The following is a 19,498-nucleotide window of genomic DNA, read 5'->3' on the forward strand; positions in this document are numbered from 1 at the left end:
GGCCGGTTGCGGACTGTTGCCCGGAAGTGATTCCTTCACGGGAAGGCATGCACTAGCGTGACCGTCGGAAACGATGGTCACAGGTCCGAGGGAGGACACCTGTGCAGGGACTTTTAGCCGACCTCGCCGCTTTCTACGAGGGGCTCTTCCACAACGTCCAGGGGAACAGCCGCGGCCGCCACGGACGACATGATGACCGCTACGTCAGCGGCGGCACGAACTGGAACGGTTACAGCCTCGAGTCGCTCATCAAGATGGTCGCCGACCAGGCCAGCCCGTCGCAGCTGCAGTTCCTCGCCGACACTTGGCGCCGCCAGGGCGGGAAGCTCTCCGACAGCGCGGAGAACCTGCAGCAGTCCTTGGTGACGTTGATGCAGTACTGGACTGGTGAGGGCGCGGACCAGGCGACCAACAAGGTCGCGACCAACTCGAAGTGGATCGCCAACCTCGGCGAGACCGCGACGCAGATCGGCGAGCCGGTGGACGACTCCGGCGGTGCCCTGCGTTCGGCCCAGAGCACGATGCCCGGCCATCCCAAAGGCGGCCTGTGGTCCAGCCTCGGCACCGCCGGCGGCGCGGCCGCCGCCGGGTTCGCCGTGGGCGGGCCGTTCGGCGCCGCGGCGGGCGCGGTCATCGGCGGCCTCGCGAGCGCGTTCGGCTTCGGCAACAGCAAGAAGAAGATGAAGAAGAAGGCCGTCCAGACGATGTCGCGGTACGAGACCGCGATCCTCGGCATCGACCAGGCCACCCCGCAGTTCTCCCAGTCGGCGAACGGCAACATCGACCCGATCTGGAACCACCCGGTCACCGGCCCCGGTGTCGGCCACCCGCCGCCCGGCGTGACCCTGCCCGGCGGGGTACACCCCCTGCCTGGCGGTCCCGGCGGTCCGGGCTCGCCGGTCGGTCCCGGCTTCCCTGGTCCCGGCGGACCCCACCTGGGCACCACACCGTCCTTCGCGGAAAGCCCGAGTGGGCGGTGGGCCTCGATGACCGGTGTCGGCCCGTACGGGCTGGGCGCCGGGTTCGGTGAGGGCGGTGGGCTCGGCGGCGACCTCGCCCGCAACGGCCGGATGTTCGGCGCCGGCCTCGGTGCCGGCGGCGGCGCCGGGGGCATGGGCCTTGGCGCCAGCGGCATGCCGATGGCCGGTGCCGGCGGATACGGCATGGGTGCCGACCTCGAGCGTGGCGCCAGCAAGTACGGCCGCGCGGGCGCTGCGGGTCGCGCCGGGATGGGCGGCGGCTACGGTCCCGGCGGCATGGGCGCGGGCGCGAACAAGGAAGAGGACCAGGAGCACCGTCGGCGGGTTCCGCTCGAAGACGACCTGTTCACCGGCGACCTGAAGGCCGCGCCACCCGTCATCGGCCTGTAAAGAGGGGAACCAGAAATGTACGACGACACGCCGGACGCGTCGGTAGCGGTCGTTCCGGCCGGTCAGGGCTGGTCGGTCTCGCCGGAGCAGGTCCGGGAGTTCGCCGCGGCCGTCGCCCAGGTCAAGGCCGACCTGGACGCGGTCCGCCGGGAGGTCGAGGAGTTCAAGGACCCGGCCCTGCTGCCGATGCTCGGCACCAGCCCGCCCGCCAAGGAGCTGTCCGAGAAGTTCGCCGACCGGATCGCCGGCGACAGTGGCCTGGCCGGTCAGTTGCAGACAGCGTTGGCGAACCTGCAGGACTTCGTGGACAGCGCGGAGAAGACCGCGTCGAAGTACCAGGAAGTCGACTCGGTGGCCAAGAACAACCTGCGGGAGTGAAAACCAGCCGCCGATCAGAACGCAGCCCCAACGCAGCCCCCACCCTCTCCGGGGGCACCCCGATGGGCCAAGCGTACCGGGGGGTGCATGATCGACAGTGGTTTTGACCGCATGAACCCGGGCGGACGGTCCGTTCGCACGGACATCACCCGGTTGGTGGAGATTTGTTGTGAGTGAAGACGTTGTCCTCCACCCCGTCGAGGTGGACCTGCTGTGCTCGTTCGCCGAGGTGGAGCCGCCGTTTCCGCTGGAGATCCCGGCCACCGGGTTGACCGAGGCCGAGCGGACCCTGATGTTCCACGGTGCCCGTCAGCAGCTGGAGGCTCGTGGCCTTGCTGACGGGGAGGGGCCGACTGGGCTTGCGGACGAGTTCGTGCACCTGCTGAAGTTCGGTAACGGTGTGCTTGATCTCGTCGTGGCGCAGGAGAAGACCACTGTCGGCGCGATCGTGCTGGTGGATCGGGCGAGTGCGTTGATCGTGGTGCAACGGGCCGCTGAGACGTCCGGGGGTGTCCTGGTGCGACAGTTGTCGCTCGATGACGCCGTGGACGAGCTGATGCGCATCATCCCGCGGCTGGAGCCCGCGCAGATCGCGCCGTTCACGTTGCCGCGCAAGGCTTTGCAGCAGGCGTTCGAGGCGCTCGTCGCCGACCTGCCCGAAGTGGACGGGGTCGAGCCGCGGCGGCTCGATGCCGGGCAGGTCGACGAAATCCTTGCGCGGCACGGCGTTGACGACCGAGTGTCCCGTCGGATGGTGCAGTACCTGCAGCCCGTTTACGGCAACGGGCAGGCGGGAGTGGCGGTTCGGTCCGGTCAGTACGAGGACTGGCAGCGGGTCGGCGAGGAGGTGCGGTGGCTGGACACCGCGAACGGCCGGTTCATGCTGGCCGGCGACGGTGACTGGATGAGCGTGAATCCCCTCGCGCCGGAGGACACACGCTCAGCCCTGCGGCGGCTAGCCGCCCAGCTGCGCTAGCGAAGTGCTGGCGTGCTTGTCGTTCTGCGCGCGGGCGCCGTCCGGGTTGCTCACGATCGACATCGTGATCACGACGAGCCAGGCGACGATGATGACGACCGCCCAGAAGAGCGGGTTGAGGATGAGCCGGGTCACGATGACCTCCCTGTGGTGTCAGGGGCCGATGAGGACGCTCGGACAGCCGGGCGGGCGCCCGGCTAGAGCCATCGGTTCCGGCGGAAGATCCGGTACAGGAAGAGACAGATCGCCAGGATCACCACGATCGCCAGCGGGTACCCGAACTTCCAGTGCAGCTCGGGCATGTACTCGAAGTTCATCCCGTACACGCCGGCCACCATGGTGGGGATCGCGATGATCGCGGCCCACGCGGTGATCTTGCGCATGTCGGTGTTCTGCTGCAGCGAGATCTTCGCCAGGGTGGCGTCGACCAGGGTGTTCAGCAGGTCGTCGAACGCGGTGACCCGCTCCGAGACGGTGGTGAGGTGGTCGTCCACGTCCCGGAAGTACGAGCGGACCTGCTCGGGCACGAGCGGTGTGTAGCCCTCGGCGAGGCGGCGCAACGGGTTCGCCAACGGTGTCACCGCGCGCTTCAGTTCGAGCACCTCGCGCTTCATCATGTAGATCTGCTCGGAGCTGACGTGCGAGCGGGGCGCGAAGATCCGTCCTTCCATCTCCTCGATGTCGTCCTCGAACTTCTCCGACACCTCCAGGTACGAGTCCACGACCCGGTCCGCGATCGCGTGCAGCACCGCGGCCGGGCCGACCTGCAGCCGGTCCGGCGCCTTGTCCAGCTCGCTGCGCAGCGTCGCCAGGCCCGAGTGGTTGCCGTGGCGGACCGTGACGATGAAGTCCTTGCCGAGGAACGCCATCAGCTCGCCGGTCTCGACGATCTCGTTCGTGGTGTCCGGGGAGTCGTGCTCGACGAAGCGCACTGTCTTGAGCACCATGAAAAGCGTGTCGTCGTAGCGCTCCAGCTTCGGCCGCTGGTGGGCCTGGACGGCGTCCTCGACCGCGAGCTCGTGCAGGCCGAAGGTGTCCGCGATGCCCTTGATCTGGTCGGCGTCCGGCTCGTGCAGGCCGATCCAGACGAACCCGCTGCCGTGCTCGCGAACGTCGGTGATGGCCTCGCCATGGGTCCACCGGCCGGGCAGGCGCTCGCCGTCCCGGTACACACCGCAGTTGACCACGTACGCCGACAGCGGCACGGGAATGGGCGGGCTCGCCGGACGACGGTCCGCCTTGCCGCGCAGCCCGCCGAGCGGGCGGAGTGCAGCCATGATGGGCCTCCAAGGTTCGTGCTTCGGGCGTGCGACGCGCCGGAGGGGACTGGTGGTCCAGACCTCCGGCCGACTGCGTCCCGGCCGGTACCGAGGGGCCTAGCGGGCGATGCTGCTGACCCTTCCGGAGGGGACGCTGTTGGTACTCGGTGCGCTATCTGTGCCACTCACGAGACGTCCTCACCTCCCAAGGTCGGTTCGTGCGAGCGGTGGAGTCGCTCACACACCAGTTGCACAGAATACTCCCTGTGCGCTCAGACTGTCGTCCTTGGGCGGCGTCGGTGTTACAAGGAGGTACGAAAGTGCAGTTCGGCCGGTACTACGAGGAGTTCGAGATCGGTGCGGTCTACAAGCACTGGCCAGGCAAGACGGTCACCGAATACGACGATCACCTGTTCTGCCTGATCACGATGAACCACCATCCGCTGCACATGGACGCGCACTACGCCGCCGAGACCACGGACTTCGGCCGCAACGTGGTGGTCGGGAACTACGTCTACTCGCTGCTGCTCGGCATGTCGGTGCCGGACGTGTCCGGCAAGGCGATCGCGAACCTCGAAGTAGAGTCGCTGAAACACGTCAAGCCGACGTTCCACGGTGACACCATCTACGGCGAGACCGAGGTGCTGGACAAGACGCCGTCGAAGTCCAAGGACGACCGTGGGGTGGTCTACGTGGAGACCCGAGGGTACAAACAGGACGGAACAGTCGTGTGTGTCTTTCGTCGCAAGGTGATGGTGCCCAAACGCTCGTACGGTGACGCGCGCGGCGGCGAGCAGCCCGGCCGGCCGGAGCCCGTGGCCTGATGGCGTCTCTCGAACTGGCCCGCAAGCGGCTGCGCCGCTTCGCCGAGGACGAGGCCGCCGGGGTGTCACCGCTGTACGACCTGCTGGCCCGCAAGGCCGCCGAGGACGACGAGGTGGCCGCGCTGCTGACACCGGCGCCGGACGAGTTCGCGATGGGCACGCTGTTCTTCGCCGCCGCCCAGCGGCTGGTGCAGGCCGAGCCGTGGATCGAGCTGGCGAACTACTACCTGACCATGGGCGGCAGCTACGGCCCGGACGACCGGGTCTGGCCGTTGTTCCGCGAGTTCCTGCTGGAACGGGCCGAGAAGATGTGCGAGCTCGTCGCCACCCGCACCACCCAGACCAACGAGGTCCGCCGCGCGGCGACCCTGTTCCCGGCGGTGGCGCTGGTGGCGAAGGAGGCCCGCGGCCCGGTGGGCCTGCTGGAGGTCGGCACCAGCGGCGGCCTGCTGCTGGGGTTGGACCGGTACGGCTTCCGCTACCAGAACGGCGAAGGCGAGCAGGTCAACGCGGGTCCGGTGAAGACGCCGCTGGTGCTGACCTGCGACGTGACCGGCCGGCCGCTGCCCCGGCTGCCGAAGAAGCTCACGGTCGCGGCCAGGGTGGGGCTGGACCGCCGGCCGATCGACCTGGGCGACGAGGACGAGCTGGCGTGGCTGGAGGCGTGCGTCTGGGCGGACCAGCCGGAACGGTCCCGGCGGCTGCGGGTCGCCGCGGAGATGCAGCGCAAGGACCCGCCGACGCTGATCGCCGGCGACGCCGTGGACACACTGGCCGAGGCGGCCGCCCGGGTCCCGGCCGACGTGCCGTTGGTCGTGATCAACTCGAACGCGCTGGTGTACCTGCCCGAGCCGCGGCGCCAGGAGTACGTCGCCGCGCTCGCCGCGCTGGCCGGGTCCCGGCCGCTGTGGTGGGTCAGCCAGGAGCACTACCTGGTCGCGATGACGTACCTGGTGCCCGGCCGGACCGAGTTCGAGGACAGCGTCCGGGACGTCCGTGGGGTGCTCGCGATCGTCCGCTGGGAGTCCGGCCGGCCGGACGTCCGGTTGCTGGGCCGGACCGGGGCGCACGGGCAGACCTTGACCTGGTTCTGACTCATGCGCGGGGGAGCATGTCCCACTCCCGGAGTGTGGGAGCCAGTCCAACTGAGAGCAAATTCGTCCGTTCGAGTGTGCTGAACGCCTTCTGGTCGACCCAGGCCGCGTCGGCGGCGTCGTCCCCGGGGGTGAGCACACCCCCGGTGACCTGGCATTCGTAGTCGTGGATCTCGTACACGCCGGCCGCCGCCGGGCGGGTCACGGTACCCACCAGCCGGCCCGCCACCACGGTCAGCCCGGTCTCCTCGAGCAGCTCCCGGGCCAGGGCATCGGCGTCGTTCTCACCCGGTTCGACCCGGCCGCCGGGCAGCGACCAGAGCCCTTTGCCGGGGTCGTGTCCGCGCTTGACCAGCAGCAGACGTCCCTGTGTGTCGTACGTCACCCCGCCGACACACCTGATCTTACGAATCCCCGCACCGGGCATGAACACGGAGCGTAGCCGTTTTGGCCCGGTCATCCGACGCACTGGACCGTGTGCGGTACAACTCTCGTCAGCTGACCGCTTTGTGCGGTACAACGGTTTTCAACAGGCGCCATTGGGTGCAAGAAGAGACGGGGTTCATCGTGAACACGAAGAAAATTCTCGTGTTGACTGGCATTGCGTTGCTCGTGTTCTTCCTGGTTACTCAACCGCAGCAGTCCGCGGGCATCGTCAACAACATCATCAACACGCTGAAGGATGCGGCGGAGGCGCTGATTACGTTCGTCCGTAGTGTTTTCGCGGGCTGACCGCGAGATACTGGACCCATGTTCGCGCCCAGAGACCCGGACGAGTACCTGCTCGCCTCGGAACGACGTGTCATCAGGGTGCGCCGGCACTGGGCGGCATTGGCGTGGGACATCTTCGAGACCGCGGCGTTGCTCGCGGTCGCGGTGATGATCTCCTACATCCTGCCTCCCGGCACGTGGCTCATCCAGAACATCCTCTGGTATGCCGCGCTGATCGTGCTGCTCCGCTTCGCCTACCTGGTCCTGGACTGGTGGGTGGAGCGGATCGTGGTCACGGACAAGCGGTTCATGATGACCACAGGTGTCTTCACCACCAAGGTCCTCATGATGCCCATCGGCAAGGTCACCGACCTCACCTACGAACGGACCTGGGTGGGCCGGCTGTTCGGCTACGGCACCATGATCGTCGAGTCGGCCGGCCAGATCCAGGCGCTCAACCAGATCAACTATTTACCCAAACCCGAGCAGGTCTACGACGCGATCTCCGAACTGGTCTTCGGCGACAAGAAGGCACAGGCGGAGCGCTTCTCGATGATCCGGGCGCGCAAGGCGGCGCTGGGCAAGAAGTCCAACGGTTAACCCCGTCTTGCACACTGGTGAAGTGGTCATAGACCTGCATACACACTCGTCCGTGTCCGACGGCACGGACACACCTGGCGAACTGATGTCCGCCGCGGCCGCTGCCGGGCTGTCCGCGATCGCGCTGACCGATCACGACACCACGGCCGGCTGGGCTCCTGCCGCGGCGGCGTTGCCACCTGGGCTCAGCCTGGTTCGCGGCGCCGAACTGTCCTGCACGTCGCCCAACGGCGTCGGCGGGACCGCGACCCTGCACCTGTTGGCGTACCTGTTCGACCCGAACAGTCCGGCGATCGTGGCCGAACAGTCGCGGCTGCGGGCCCAGCGATGGGCCCGGCTGCACCGGATGGCCCAGAAGATGGCCGCCGACGGGTTCCCCCTCGACCCCGACGCCCTGATGGCGTCGCTGCCGCCGGACGCGTCCGTCGGCCGGCCGCACCTGGCGATGGCGTTGGTGGCCGCCGACGTGGTCTCGTCCGTGGACGAGGCGTTCGAGCTCTTCCTGCACTCCCGGGGCCGGTATCACGTCGGCAGGCAGGACACGCCCGTGCACACGGCCATCTCGATGATCGCCGACGCGGGCGGGGTCACTGTGCTGGCGCACGCGTTCGCGCACCACCGCGGGCCGACCGTGACCGCCGGGGTGATCAAGGAACTGGCCGGGGCCGGTCTCACCGGGCTGGAGGTCGACCACCCGGACCACAGTCCGGCGACCCGGGTCCAGCTGGCCGAGCTCGCCGACGACCTCGGGCTGGTCCGGACCGGGTCGAGCGACTACCACGGCACGAACAAGACGATCAGGCTCGGCCAGGAGTCGACGTCCCCGGCGTCGTTCGAGGAGCTGGTGCGCCGGGCGACCGGCGTTCCTGTGCTGACAACTGCCTGAGGGTGTAGCCGTTCCCGGTGGGGTCCAAGGACTTCGTGGCCTGCTTGAACAGGTACTCGGCCCGCGGGTAGGACAGCCGGCCGCGGCCGGTGTCCGGGCACAGGTCGGTGGGCTTGGGTGGTCGGGCCGGCGCGGGCCGCCGGTCGGCGAGGAACAGCGGGCCACGGGTCCGGCCGCCGAGCAGGTCGGGCAGCAGCCGCGCGGTCCCGGACCGCCAGCTGATCCACTTGTCGTCGGCGCGGCCGCGGCGGTCGTCGAGATCCAGGTCCTCGACGTTCAACGACAGGACCGCGGCGACCCCCGCGGCCGACTCGGACAGCAGGCGCCACAGGGTCCGTTCCCGGATCGGGAGGTCGCGGCCGAACAAGGCGGCCAGGTCCGGGATGGCCGCGGTGTCCGTCGGCGGCTCGGCGCGCCGGTCCAGATTCGTTGCCAGATCAGGGATCTCGGCCCACGCGCTGAACGAACGCACGGCCGACCGGTGCCGGTTCCACGTCCTTGGCCTGGCCTGGCCCCACGCCATGTCGAACACCCGCCTGGTCTGTTCCGGTGTCAGTGCGGTGAGCGGAGTCCGGTCGCCGAGCGTCAGACACATCCGGCGCAGCGTCTGGCCGTAGGAGCGGATCGTCTCGGCGTCCAGGTCGTCGCGGCCCAGGAAGCCCGCCGCGGCCTGGCCGAGGGTCGGTCCCTGGTCGGTGACCACGATCCCGTCGGCGCGCCGCAGCAGGAACGCCTGCTCGGCCACGTTCCTGGTCAGCGACGCGGCGCGGACGAACTCCAGCCGCGCTTCCTCGGTCCGGCCCAGCCGCAGCAGAAGATCGCCACGAACACCGGGAAGCAGGTGGTAGTCCCGCAGTTGCGGGACGGCGGTCAACTGGTCGACCAGCTCCAGACCGTGCTGCGGGCCGTGGGCCATGCCGACGGCCACCGCCCGGTTGAGATGGACGATCGGGGTCGGCAGCAACCGGACCAAGGCCTCGTACAACGCGGCGATCTGGCTCCAGTCCGTGTCCTGCGCGGTGTGTGCCTGCGCGTGGCACACGGCGATCGCGGCCTGCAGCACGTACGGACCGGGTTTCCCGCCGATCTCGCGGGCCTTGAGCATCGCGGTGAAACCCCGGCGGATCAGCAACTGGTCCCAGCGGCCCCGGTTCTGTTCGTGCAGCTGGACAGGCTCGCCCGCCGGGCCGGTGCGCGCCTTCTCCCGGGACGCCTGGATCTCCATGAGCGCCACCAACCCGTGCACCTCGGCCTCGCGCGGCGCGAGCTGAGCCAGGAGACGCCCCAGGCGCAACGCCTCCAGACACAGGCCGGGGCGCATCAGGTCGTCGCCGGACGTGGCCGAGTAGCCCTCGTTGAACACCAGGTAGACGACTTCGAGGACGGACGACAGCCGAGCGGTCAGCTCGTCCGGCCCAGGCAGGTCGAACGGCACCCGCTGCTCGGCGAGGGTCTTCTTGGCCGCCGCGATCCGTTGGGTGATCCGCTGCTCGGACACCAGGAAGGCACGCGCGATCTCCTCGGCCGTGAGACCACCGAGCAACCTGAGGGTCAACGCCACGCGCGCCTCGGTGGGCAGCGACGGGTGGCAGGACATGAAGATCAGGCGAAGGCTGTCGTCGGGTTCGGGCTCCGGCACCCGCTCGTACGCCAGTTGCTCCTGCTTGCGTTCCAGCCGTTGCTCACGCCGGATGTGGTCGATGGCCCGCCGTTTCGCGATCGCCATCAGCCACGCGCCGGGATTGTCCGGTACACCCGCCGCCGGCCACTGTTCGAGGGCGGCCACCAGGGCGTCCTGAGCCAGCTCCTCGGCCAGGCCGACATCGTGAACCATCCGGGTCAGCCCGGCGATGATCCTGGCCGACTCCAGCTTCCAGACCGCGTCGACCGTCCGGTGCGCGTCCATCGTCACCCGAGCATACGGGTCGCCAAGTGGCATCTTGAAACAGCGGAGAACTGGAGCTTCTCAGATGCCACATGGGGTGTGGACCATCGATGACATGAGCGTCGAAACCGCTGTGACCATCGAAGAGTTCGGCGAGGCGACCGTCGAACTGGCCTATCCGGTGATGAAGGAACTCCGTCCGCACCTGACCGGCTCGGCGGACTTCGCGGCGCGGGTCCGGCTGCAACGAGCCGAGGGATACCGCCTGGTCGGTTCGTTCGATGCCACCGGGGCGGTGGTCTCGGCAGCGGGCTTTCGGCTGGGACGGACCCTGGCATGGGGCCCGTTCCTGTACATCGACGACCTGTGCACGCTCCCGGCGGCGCGCGGCCAGGGCCACGCACGGGCGCTGCTGGCCTGGATCGACGACGAGGCGCGGCGGCTGGGATGCCACCAGGTCCATCTCGACTCCGGCACCCACCGGCACGCGGCCCACCGCCGTTACCTGTCGTCCGGCTTCGTCATCGAAGCCCTGCACTTCAGCAAGAAGACCGCCGGGGAATGACGACGCCAAAAAGCCCCAGCGGTCCCGCTGGGGCTTTGGGCTGTCCGGCTCAGGGGCCGAAGACCTGCTGGATCACGCTCTCGCCGTCGCCGGTGATCTTGAGGAACCGGCGGCCGAGTTCGATCGCCTCCTCCTTGGACCGGACCTCGATCAGGGCGAAGCCGCCCACGGCCTCCTTGGCCTCGGCGAACGGGCCGTCGGTGACGGTGATCTCGCCGTCCCGCGAGGTGAGCTGGACCGGGTTGGTGTCCAGGCCGCCGGTGGCGAGCAGGACGCCGGAGGCGGTCAGCTCCTCGATGAACTTGCCCATCTCCACGTACAGGTTCTCGTCGGGCTGGTAACCGTCGGCCGGGGTCTTGGACATCATCAGGTATCGCATTTCGGTTCTCCCTGTCTCGGGGTGGTTGCGCCAACGCGTCGAACATCGGCATGTGACAGGGAACGGATCCGTTCCCTGTCACATCTGCCGGACGACGTGGTGGCGAGAACCAAAATCCGAGAGAGGACACCGGCCATGACCGCCATCCAGCTCCGCACCGCCGCCACCACCCGAACCCTGCTGACCTGCGCCGCCGTCGCCGCGCCCGTCTGGACCGTTGTCTCGTTGGCGCAGGCCGCCACCCGCGAGGGGTTCGACATCACGCGACACCCGCTCAGCGCCCTTAGCAACGGTGAGTTCGGCTGGCTGCAGATCCTGAACTTCCTGGTGTGCGGCGTGCTCACGGTTGTCGGCTCAGTCGGGTTGCGGCGGGTCGTCGGCGGGTGGGCGCCGCGCCTGGTCTTGGTGAACGGGATCGGCATGGTCGCGGCCGGCCTGTTCACGATGGACCCGGGTGGCGGGTTCCCGGTCGGCGCTCCGGACGTGCCGACCCTGACGTGGCACAGCTACGGCCACATGCTCGCCGGGACCGTCGCGTTCGGAGCCCTGATCGCCGCCTGTTATGTCCTTGGGCGCCGGTTCGGCAAGGCCGGCAACCGTCGGGACGCGGTCCTCTCGCGGATCGCGGGCACTGCGCTGCTGGTGGGCGACGGGTGGGCCACGACGGGTGGGCAGGCCGGTTCGCTGACCCTCGCCGTCGGCGCCATCACGGCGATGCTGTGGGTCGCCTATGTGGCCGCGAGGTACCGGGACTGACCCAAAGTCGCAGGACAGACCCGCCGGTGTGCCATCGGCGGGTCTGTCCTGTTTGGATGGGGCGGTGGCCCTCACCGACTATTTCGACCCGCGGATGTTCACCGCGACGACCATCACCCTGGTGGTGATCATGGACCCGCCGGGCACGATCCCGGTGTTCCTGAGTCTGGTCGGGCGCAAGCCGCGGCTCGTGCGGGCACGGGCCGCGCGGCAGGCGGTCCTCGTCTCGCTCGCGGTGATCACGTTGTTCGCCGTTGGCGGACAGGCGATTCTGGCGTACCTGCACATCGGGATCCCCGCCCTGCAGGGCGCCGGCGGGCTGTTGTTGGTGCTCATCGCGCTGGACCTGTTGACCGGCCGGGGAGCCACCGAACCCGAAGTGGTCGAGGACGTCAACGTCGCCCTGGTGCCACTGGGCACGCCGTTGCTGGCGGGGCCGGGGGCGATCGCGGCGACGATCGTGTTCGTCCGCCAGGCCGAGGGCCGGACCGGCGCGTACGTGGCGCTGGCGTTGGCGATCCTCGCCGTGCACTTCCTGCTGTGGATCTGCCTGCGGTTCTCCGGGGTGGTCATCCGGTTGATCAAGGAGAGCGGGATCACCCTGCTGGCCAAGATCGCCGGCCTGCTGCTCGCCGCCATCGCCGTTCAGCTGCTCGCCGACTCGGTGCGCGGATTTGTCAGTGGGGCCGGGTAACTTGGTACTCGTGCAAGGGCAGCTCGGCTTTGACAGCATGCCGAAGAAGTTGGTGCGGGTCACCCCGTCCAAGCTCGCGACGTGGGTGGACTGCCCACGCCGCTACCGGATGACGTACGTGGACCGCCCGACACCGCAGCGCGGCGGCGCGTTCGCCCACAGCACCTTAGGTGCCGTGGTACACAACGCGTTGCGCGCGTTCTTCGACCTGCCGTCGGCGAAGAGATCGCCGGAGGCCGGTGCCGCCCTGGTGGCGACCCACTGGAAGGACGACGGCTTCGTCGACTCGGCGCAAGCCGCGGACTTCCGGGAACGCGCCCGCGGCTGGGTCGCCGAATACCTGTCCCGCACGGACATCACGATCGAACCGGTCGGGCTGGAGCGTTGGGTGTCCGCGCCGGCGGGCACGATCGTCGCCGAGGGCCGGGTCGACCGCATCGACGACCGGGACGGCGAACTCGTCATCGTCGACTACAAGACCGGCCGGTCCGCGCTCACCGTCGACGACGCCCGCGGCTCGCAGGCACTGGCGATGTACGCGATCGCGACAACCAGGACGTTGCGCCGCAAGTGCCGCAAGGTGGAACTGCACCACCTGCCCACCGGTTCCGTCGCGGTCTGGGAACACACCGACGAGTCGCTCGGGCGCCACCAAAGCCGTGCGGAGGAGTCCGCCGAGGAGTTGCAACTCGCGACCGACACCCTGGAAGCCGGCGCGGAACCGGACGTCCTGTTCCCACCCCAACCCGGAAGGCAATGCGCGTGGTGCGACTTCCGTCGGCACTGCCCAGAAGGCCAAGCAGCCGCCCCGCCCATGACCCCATGGGGGATGCTGCCACCGTGAGGCGCCCGGACGACGCGAAGACCACGGAGCTGCCCACCCACGCCAGGACCGTGGAGCTCAGCACCGGCAAACGCGGCTTCTGGCGTGAACTGTCCGGGTCGTTGGCCGCTGGCGTCGTCGTGTTCACGGTGGTCGTGCTGGTCCTGCAAGCGGTGTCCTGGGTCCGGCAGGTGCCGGGCCTGGGAATCTGGGTCCTCGCCGGCCATGTCGTCGGCGCGGTGCTCGCCGTGCTCGCACAGCGTCAGATCGACCGTCGCACAGGCAGAGGTGCCGTGCTCGCCGGGATCGGGCTGGGTGTCGTGGTGGCGGCCGTGCTCCTGTTGTTCTGGTGGAGCTAGCGCGAAAGTGCATGATTGATATAGTTTGGCGTCGCTCGAAAGCGTGAAACTATTCGGTCCGTTGAGTTTGGCGTGCCATGATGTGAGTCATGGTTGCCGACCCGGCCAAGCTTCGACGTGAGCTCAACGCGATCGCAGTACGTCAACTGGGCTTCTTCACGGCCAAGCAGGCACTAGTCGTGGGCTACTCATACGCGGCGCAGAAGTACCACACCGATCGGGGAAGTTGGCACCGAGTAGGTCGAGGTCTCTTCAGGCTGCCGGACTGGCCGGCTTCCGACGTCGACCAGTACGTGCTCCTGCGGCTGTGGAGCAACGACAGAGCGGTCGTCTCGCACGATTCGGCACTCGCATTGCATGATCTGGGCGACGCCAACCCGAGGTTGATCCACCTGATCGTGCCACTGAACTTCCGAGCCGAAGATCCGGCGGTCGTCTTACACAAGGCGGTGTTGCCTGCGGAAGACATTGAGGACCGAACGGAGTATCGAGTGACCACTGTGAACCGTACGTTGCTTGACGTGGCGGCTGGTGACATCAGCCAGGACCAGCTCAACGCCGCCGTGTCCGATGCGCTGACCAGGGGGGCCGCGTCGCCAAGACTGTTGCGCGAGCGGTCCGACGAACCCGGCGACAGAGCCGCGTTGCGGATCGAACGTGCTCTGGTGGCGGCGACGTGAAGTCCGGAGACGTATCGCGTCGAGCGCCGCATGGACGTCAACCGGCTCAGGCGCCAGGTGGCTTTCGAGCGACTGTTGATCAGGCTCGCCAACCATGAGGAGCCGCCCGGATGGGTGTTGAAAGGTGGTCTCGCGCTGGAACTGCGGCTGACGAACGAATGCCGGGCCACGAAGGACGCTGACCTCACGATCACCGAGCAAGCGTGCACAGGGACGACGTCCGGCTGCGGCTGATGGACGCGCTTGCTGTTGATCTCTTCGACGATCACTTCACCTTGAGTGTTCGCGACCCGCGCGAGTCATGCTTTGCCGGTAGAGCTTCCGCGACCGCCCGAGGCATGGCGCAGGGACTACATCACGTTGGTTTCAGAGCTGGACATCGATGCCGACACTGTGGACGCGGCCCACATGCTTGTGACCGCTTTCTGGCGCGAATGCTTCGCTAACGGCTGAGCCAGGTTCGCCAGGTGGCGAGCAACAGGGCGGCGAGCGCGGTGGGGTTCTCGGTGGGTGGGTGGTGGCGGGCGACGGGGATGACGGCGAAGTCCGCGTCGAGGCGTTCGGCCATGTCCCGTTGGGTGGCGACGGGCCAGGCGTCGTCGTCGGCTCCGCAGGCGACCAGGCAGGGGATTGCGGTGGCTGCCAGTTTCCGGGCCAGTGGGTTCACCAGGTCCGGTTCGCCGCGCAGGCCCACCGCCATACCGATCAGTGAGTCCAGGCTGGTTCGGCGGAACCGCACCCGGAAGAACTCCTTCAGCTCGTCGGGGTGCCGTTGCCACACCGGGTTCTGCTGATCCAGCAGGTCGCGCAGGTTCGCCAGGGCTTCGAGGCCGTGGTCCCGCAGGACAGCCTCGGCCATGTCGAGCGCCTGCCGGCGCGGACCGTCGGGCAGTTCCTGGGGGCCGGTGCTCAGCAGGGTCAGGCCGTGGATCGGGGCGTCGGCGAGGGTGGCGCCGCGGGCGACGAGGCCGCCGTACGAGTGGCCGAGCAGGAACACCCGGCGGCCGTCCGCGGCGAGTTTCTCGACCAGTTCGGCGACCAGGGCGCCGAGCGGCGACGGCAGGTAGCTGTCGTGTTCGGGTGGGCCGTCGGACTCGTACTGGCCGGGCAGGTCGATCGCGATCGGTTCGACACCGCCGTCGGCGAGCGGGTCGAGGATGTCCACGAAGTCCTCTTTGGACCCGGTGAAGCCGGGGACGAGCAGGGCGATCGGACTGTCCGCCGAGACCGGCCGGCGCAGCGCGGCCAGCGAGCCGTACCTGCCAGGAAAGTTGATCCGGGTGGCGCTGTGCGGGCTGACCTGGCTCATCGCAGTGCCACCAGGGTCGGGCCACGCTGTTCCAGGACCATCGGGCCCACAGTGGACATCTCGACCGGTCCGGTGTAGTCACCGCGGTTCACCGGGGCTTTCACGACCTGCTTCCCGGCGATCTGGTCGACCACCGCCAACCCGTCCTTCACCGGCAGCAACAGGTATCCGGCGAAGACCGCGCCGGAGCCGAGCGTGTCGTCGAACGTCCACAGTGGATGGAGGTCCTTGGTGGACAGTGCGATCGTCCTGGTGCCGGTGAACCAGAACAGTGCCTCGGCGGTGCCTTTGGTGACCGGCACGGTCTCGGCGGTCGGGTCGCCGGCCAGGTCCGTGGCGCCCAGGGTGAGGGGGTACTCGGCGGCGAGTTTGCCGCTGGCGTCGAACACTTGCAGGCGGTCCGGGTTCGGGCTGGCCACGGCGGCGTAGTTCTCGGTCAACGCGACCAGCCGGCCGCCGTTGCCGCCGGTGGGGACGCTGAAGTTCACCTCGGGCGTGTCGGCGTCCTTCGGTACCGACTTGTACACCGACAACCGGTCGTTCTCGATCACCCGCGGGTCCGTCTTGGACCGGCACCGCTCGATCACGCCGACTCGGCCGAGCGCCACCGCGATCGAGCTGTACTCGCAGTCGGTTCGCGGTTGTTTGTCCGGGTTCACCGGGTCCGGCACCGTGCCGTACTGGACGGTCAGCACCATGTCGTTGCGCCAGGTGTTGATCAGGCGCTTGCCGGTCGCGGTGACGTGGTTGCCGTCGTACAGCAGTTGGGTGCCCGGTTCGGCGTCGCCGTTGCGTTGGTGGTCCCGCTCGCCCGTTGTGCCCTTCAGGGACGTGACCTCGCTGCAGTTGCCGCCGTGATAGGAATCCTTGTCCGGCAACAGGGTCTCGGTCCGGCGGTAGACGGCGATCGCGTCCTGCCACCCGACGCCGACCGTACACAGTGGAATGTTCCGGGCGTACCGCCAGCGCACCTGGCCGGTCAGCGCGTCCCGGCCGAGCACCTCGTCGCCCTCGCCGGTCACCACCGTCGCCCCGGCGACCGCCGGAACGGGCGTTGCCGCGCTGGGCGCCCGCCACGCCTCGCCGAACGTGGGCGGCAGGGTGGACGGCGGGTCCGGGATCTCCACGTCGCCGGACGCGGTCTGGGACGTGGTGGCCGAGATGTCGCTGGACGACCCGATCAGCACACCGCCGACCACCGCGACGATCACGATGACCGCGACCGCGACGAAGTCCCGTTTGCGGTGGAACGACGTCCGCGGCGCGCGTCTCGGCTGGTCGGGAACCGGTCCGGCCAGGACGTCTTCCCTTGGCGGCGTGCCGTTCTCGTGCTCGGCCGACTCCGGCACGCCACCCTCCTAGCTACAGCGTCTGTGTGGCGACAACGGTACCTAGGACGCCTCGCCGCTGTCAGGTGAGAGGTCGACCCCGGCCCGGCTGCGTCGCCGACGACGCGGTTGAGCTGGGTCCTTCGGCTCCGATGAGGAAACAGTCTCCTGCGCGGCTGGCGCGGTGCCCTCCTCGACCTCGGCACCCGCACGGCGACGGCGGCGCTGCCGGCGCGGCCGCTCCTCGCCGCCCTCAGGCTGCTCCTCGGTCGTCGTCGTCCGGGTCGAACGCGACGAGGACCGGGTGCGGCCGCTGGTGCGCCTGCGGCGCTTCTTGCCGCCGGACAGGTCCTCCTCCGGCTCGGCGTCCAGTCCGGCCCTGGTCCGCTGGTCCAGCGGCAGCCGGCCGGTCGAACCCGCGGGGATGCCCAGGTCGGCGAACAGGTGCTCGGACGTCGAGTACGTCTCCACCGGCTCGGGCATGTCCAGGTCGAGGGCGTCGCTGACGGACTTCCAGCGGTACTCCTCGTCCCAGTCGACCAGGGTGATCGCGACACCCTCGCGGCCGGCCCGGCCGGTGCGGCCGATCCGGTGGACGTACGTCTTCTCGTCCTCCGGACACTGGAAGTTGATCACGTGCGTGACGTCGTCGATGTCGATGCCCCTGGCCGCCACGTCGGTGGCGACGAGCACGTCCACCTTGCCGGACCGGAACGCGCGCAACGCCTGCTCACGGGCGCCTTGGCCGAGGTCGCCGTGCACGGCCGCGGCGGCGAAGCCGCGCTCGGTGAGGTCGTCGGAGACCTTCTGCGCGGTCCGCTTGGTCCTGGCGAAGATCATCGTCAGGCCGCGGCTCTCGGACTGCAGCGCGCGGGCGATGATCTCGATCTTGTCCAGCGAGTGCGCGCGGTAGACGAACTGCTTGGTGCGCTCGTGGATCGCACCCGCGTCGTTCTCCTCCGCGCGGATGTGCGTCGGCTGGCGCAGGAACGTCCGGGCCAGCGTGATGATCGGACCGGGCATGGTCGCCGAGAACAGCATGGTCTGCCGCTCGTCCGGGACCATCTGCAGGATCCGCTCGATGTCCGGCAGGAAGCCGAGGTCGAGCATCTCGTCGGCCTCGTCCAGGACCAGGCCGCGGACCTTGCCGAGCACCAGGTGGCGCTGTTCGGCCAGGTCGAGCAGGCGGCCCGGGGTGCCGACCACGACGTCCACGCCCTTGCGGAGCGCGGAGATCTGCTGCTCGTAGGGACGGCCGCCGTAGATCGCCAGGATCCGTACGCCGAGATGCTTGCCGGCGTCCTTCAGGTCGTGCGTGACCTGCAGGCACAGTTCCCGGGTCGGCACCACGACGAGCACCTGCGGGGTGCCGTCGCCGGGCGAGCTGACCCGGTGCAGCAGCGGAACGCCGAAGCCCAGGGTCTTGCCGGTGCCGGTCCGCGCCTGGCCGATGATGTCCTCGCCGGCCATGGCGAGCGGGAGCGTCAGCTCCTGGATCGCGAAGGTGCGCTCGATGCCGGCCGCGGCCAGCGCCCGGGTGATCTCCTCGCGGACGCCGAACTCGGCGAACGTCGGCGAGTCGGACCGGACGGGAGCGCCGGCCTTCAGCGGATGGGACGTGTCCACATCGGGGACCCCGGCCTCGCTGTGCTCAAGGGCCTTCGGGTCCAAAATAGTCGGTTCGGTTTGGTCGCTTTCTGTCAAGCTCAGGGTGATCGCCTCTCTCTGACCAGTGCGCACTGCCCTGGTGGGGCCGCTCGACCGCTGCCGTGGGGGCGCGGGAGGGCCGCGAGCGTGCACACACCCTCCGCGTGACGAGCTTCGTCACGGTCTTACATCGCCGCGCAGCGCTAAGTACGCCGGGCGTCACACCGAGTCTACCTGGGCTGTCGGGCGGATACGCTCACCGCCATGAGCGAGGCTGATTCTCCGGTGAAGTCCGCGGGGTTGAAAGAGGGTGTGGTCGACCTGCTCGGCGTGCTGGCCTACGGCGAGCTGTCGGCGTTCGACCGGCTGGCCGAGGACGCGCGCGGCGCGCCCACGCTGGAGGGTCGCGCGGCGCTGTCCACCATGGCCGCGGCGGAGATTGGGCACTACACCAAGATCGAGACGTACCTGGCCGGGCACGGCGTCGACCCGGCCGCCGCGATGCAGCCGTTCGTCCAGCACCTTGAGGCGTTCCACGCCTCCACGCCGCCGCGCAGCTGGCACGAGTCGATCGTGAAGGCGTACGTCTTCGACGGCCTCGCCGCGGACCTCTACAGCCAGCTGGCGAACTGGCTGGACGAGTCGACCAAGGAACTGGTGCTGGATGTGCTCGCCGACACAGGGCATTCGGCGTTCGCTGAGCGCGAAGTCACGGCGGCGTGCGCGGCGGATCGCGCGTTGCGTGACAGGCTGACGTTGTGGGGCCGGCGGCTGCTGGGCGAGGGACTGACCCAGGCCCAGTACATCGTGGCCGAGCGGGACGGGCTGACCGAGCTGATCGTGACCGGTTCGGGCGACCTGGCCGGCATCGGCGCGTTGTTCCGGCGGCTCCAGCAAGCGCACGGCAAGCGGATGACGGCGCTTGGACTCGGATAACCTTTCGCCGAAGCAGTGGTGAACAAGCTGGAGGTCAGC

Annotated in this window: 24 protein-coding genes; 16 read left to right on the top strand and 8 right to left on the bottom strand. The window is 68.9% G+C overall.

The genetic code is table 11. The annotated features are described in order from the left end of the window. Positions 1–101 precede the first annotated feature (101 nt). The 3 genes from EV192_RS25435 (at position 102) to EV192_RS25445 (ending at position 2,724) form a co-directional block, all read left to right on the top strand. Positions 102–1,370: a hypothetical protein gene (locus EV192_RS25435; protein WP_132119498.1), complete on the top strand. Its 1,269-nt coding sequence runs from the start codon at positions 102–104 to the stop codon at positions 1,368–1,370. A 15-nt stretch (positions 1,371–1,385) separates the two neighbouring features. Further along, complete coding sequence (locus tag EV192_RS25440; protein WP_132119500.1) at positions 1,386–1,748, top strand: hypothetical protein; 363 nt, start codon at positions 1,386–1,388, stop codon at positions 1,746–1,748. A gap of 169 nt (positions 1,749–1,917) precedes the next feature. Beyond that, positions 1,918–2,724 (top strand): ESX secretion-associated protein EspG, encoded by an 807-nt coding sequence (locus tag EV192_RS25445; protein ID WP_132119502.1) that lies wholly within the window; start codon positions 1,918–1,920, stop codon positions 2,722–2,724. On the opposite strand, the gene EV192_RS54025 is transcribed toward EV192_RS25445, so the two are convergent. Both EV192_RS54025 and corA read right to left on the bottom strand, forming a co-directional pair. Continuing rightward, positions 2,704–2,859: a hypothetical protein gene (locus EV192_RS54025; protein WP_165960591.1), complete on the bottom strand. Its 156-nt coding sequence runs from the start codon at positions 2,857–2,859 to the stop codon at positions 2,704–2,706. The genes EV192_RS25445 and EV192_RS54025 overlap by 21 nt on opposite strands. A 62-nt stretch (positions 2,860–2,921) precedes the next feature. Next, complete coding sequence (gene corA, locus EV192_RS25450; RefSeq protein WP_132119504.1) at positions 2,922–4,001, bottom strand: magnesium/cobalt transporter CorA; 1,080 nt, start codon at positions 3,999–4,001, stop codon at positions 2,922–2,924. Positions 4,002–4,303: 302 nt separating this feature from the next. Here corA and EV192_RS25455 point away from each other — a divergent pair, with 302 nt between their 5' ends. After that, positions 4,304–4,807, top strand: coding sequence for a MaoC family dehydratase (locus EV192_RS25455; protein ID WP_132119506.1), 504 nt, complete (start codon positions 4,304–4,306; stop codon positions 4,805–4,807). Continuing rightward, positions 4,804–5,901 (top strand): DUF2332 domain-containing protein, encoded by a 1,098-nt coding sequence (locus EV192_RS25460; protein WP_132119508.1) that lies wholly within the window; start codon positions 4,804–4,806, stop codon positions 5,899–5,901. The genes EV192_RS25455 and EV192_RS25460 overlap by 4 nt, the downstream gene beginning before the upstream one ends. Position 5,902: 1 nt before the next feature. Here the strand turns inward: EV192_RS25460 and EV192_RS25465 are convergent, their stop codons facing one another. Continuing rightward, positions 5,903–6,361 (bottom strand): NUDIX hydrolase, encoded by a 459-nt coding sequence (locus EV192_RS25465; RefSeq protein WP_243727059.1) that lies wholly within the window; start codon positions 6,359–6,361, stop codon positions 5,903–5,905. Positions 6,362–6,468: 107 nt separating this feature from the next. Here EV192_RS25465 and EV192_RS54030 point away from each other — a divergent pair, with 107 nt between their 5' ends. The 3 genes from EV192_RS54030 to EV192_RS25475 are packed head-to-tail and all read left to right on the top strand — an operon-like array spanning position 6,469 to position 8,098. Continuing rightward, positions 6,469–6,633, top strand: a complete 165-nt coding sequence (locus EV192_RS54030) for a hypothetical protein (protein ID WP_165960592.1) — start codon at positions 6,469–6,471, stop codon at positions 6,631–6,633. An 18-nt stretch (positions 6,634–6,651) separates the two neighbouring features. Beyond that, positions 6,652–7,212 carry a PH domain-containing protein gene (locus EV192_RS25470; RefSeq protein WP_132119510.1) on the top strand — a complete coding sequence of 187 codons (561 nt, stop codon included), beginning with the start codon at positions 6,652–6,654 and terminating at the stop codon, positions 7,210–7,212. A 22-nt stretch (positions 7,213–7,234) separates the two neighbouring features. Continuing rightward, positions 7,235–8,098, top strand: a complete 864-nt coding sequence (locus tag EV192_RS25475) for a PHP domain-containing protein (RefSeq protein ID WP_132119512.1) — start codon at positions 7,235–7,237, stop codon at positions 8,096–8,098. Here the strand turns inward: EV192_RS25475 and EV192_RS25480 are convergent. Next, the gene (locus EV192_RS25480; RefSeq protein WP_132119861.1) at positions 8,010–10,004 is read right to left on the bottom strand and encodes an RNA polymerase sigma factor; all 1,995 of its coding nucleotides are present in this window, start codon (positions 10,002–10,004) and stop codon (positions 8,010–8,012) included. The two genes, EV192_RS25475 and EV192_RS25480, sit on opposite strands and share 89 nt — an antisense overlap. Before the next feature lie 94 nt (positions 10,005–10,098). Between EV192_RS25480 and EV192_RS25485 the strand changes: the two genes are divergently transcribed. After that, complete coding sequence (locus EV192_RS25485) at positions 10,099–10,548, top strand: GNAT family N-acetyltransferase (protein WP_132119514.1); 450 nt, start codon at positions 10,099–10,101, stop codon at positions 10,546–10,548. 49 nt (positions 10,549–10,597) lie between these two features. On the opposite strand, the gene EV192_RS25490 is transcribed toward EV192_RS25485, so the two are convergent. Beyond that, a complete protein-coding gene (locus EV192_RS25490) occupies positions 10,598–10,927 on the bottom strand; it encodes a YciI family protein (RefSeq protein WP_132119516.1) in 330 nt (109 codons plus the stop codon). A gap of 135 nt (positions 10,928–11,062) precedes the next feature. On the opposite strand from EV192_RS25490, the gene EV192_RS25495 reads away from it, so the two are divergent. From EV192_RS25495 to EV192_RS25520, 6 genes are all read left to right on the top strand, one after another. Next, positions 11,063–11,683 carry a DUF998 domain-containing protein gene (locus EV192_RS25495; protein WP_132119518.1) on the top strand — a complete coding sequence of 207 codons (621 nt, stop codon included), beginning with the start codon at positions 11,063–11,065 and terminating at the stop codon, positions 11,681–11,683. Between the two features lie 64 nt (positions 11,684–11,747). Next, positions 11,748–12,377 (top strand): MarC family protein, encoded by a 630-nt coding sequence (locus tag EV192_RS25500; RefSeq protein ID WP_132119520.1) that lies wholly within the window; start codon positions 11,748–11,750, stop codon positions 12,375–12,377. A 37-nt stretch (positions 12,378–12,414) separates the two neighbouring features. Continuing rightward, complete coding sequence (locus tag EV192_RS25505) at positions 12,415–13,221, top strand: RecB family exonuclease (protein ID WP_207926225.1); 807 nt, start codon at positions 12,415–12,417, stop codon at positions 13,219–13,221. Beyond that, positions 13,218–13,559, top strand: coding sequence for a DUF4190 domain-containing protein (locus tag EV192_RS25510; RefSeq protein WP_132119524.1), 342 nt, complete (start codon positions 13,218–13,220; stop codon positions 13,557–13,559). Before EV192_RS25505 ends, EV192_RS25510 begins: the two co-directional genes overlap by 4 nt. Positions 13,560–13,648: 89 nt before the next feature. Beyond that, entirely contained in the window at positions 13,649–14,239 is a 591-nt protein-coding gene (locus tag EV192_RS25515; protein ID WP_132119526.1) for a type IV toxin-antitoxin system AbiEi family antitoxin domain-containing protein, read from the top strand. A 30-nt stretch (positions 14,240–14,269) separates the two neighbouring features. Next, on the top strand, positions 14,270–14,473 hold the full coding sequence (locus tag EV192_RS25520) for a nucleotidyl transferase AbiEii/AbiGii toxin family protein (protein WP_132119528.1): 204 nt from the start codon (positions 14,270–14,272) through the stop codon (positions 14,471–14,473). 208 nt (positions 14,474–14,681) lie between these two features. Here the strand turns inward: EV192_RS25520 and EV192_RS25525 are convergent, their stop codons facing one another. From EV192_RS25525 to EV192_RS25535, 3 genes are read right to left on the bottom strand one after another with little or no spacing between them, the layout of a single operon-like run. Continuing rightward, positions 14,682–15,548 (bottom strand): alpha/beta fold hydrolase, encoded by an 867-nt coding sequence (locus EV192_RS25525; RefSeq protein WP_132119529.1) that lies wholly within the window; start codon positions 15,546–15,548, stop codon positions 14,682–14,684. Further along, positions 15,545–16,897, bottom strand: a complete 1,353-nt coding sequence (locus tag EV192_RS25530; RefSeq protein ID WP_243727060.1) for an Rv3212 family protein — start codon at positions 16,895–16,897, stop codon at positions 15,545–15,547. Before EV192_RS25530 ends, EV192_RS25525 begins: the two co-directional genes overlap by 4 nt. 42 nt (positions 16,898–16,939) lie before the next feature. Then, positions 16,940–18,484 (bottom strand): DEAD/DEAH box helicase, encoded by a 1,545-nt coding sequence (locus EV192_RS25535; protein ID WP_481729507.1) that lies wholly within the window; start codon positions 18,482–18,484, stop codon positions 16,940–16,942. A gap of 303 nt (positions 18,485–18,787) precedes the next feature. Here EV192_RS25535 and EV192_RS25540 point away from each other — a divergent pair, with 303 nt between their 5' ends. Beyond that, positions 18,788–19,459, top strand: a complete 672-nt coding sequence (locus EV192_RS25540) for a ferritin-like fold-containing protein (RefSeq protein ID WP_132119533.1) — start codon at positions 18,788–18,790, stop codon at positions 19,457–19,459. Positions 19,460–19,498 lie beyond the last annotated feature (39 nt).

It is taken from the genome of Actinocrispum wychmicini (assembly GCF_004345645.1).
GTDB lineage: Bacteria > Actinomycetota > Actinomycetes > Mycobacteriales > Pseudonocardiaceae > Kibdelosporangium > Kibdelosporangium wychmicini.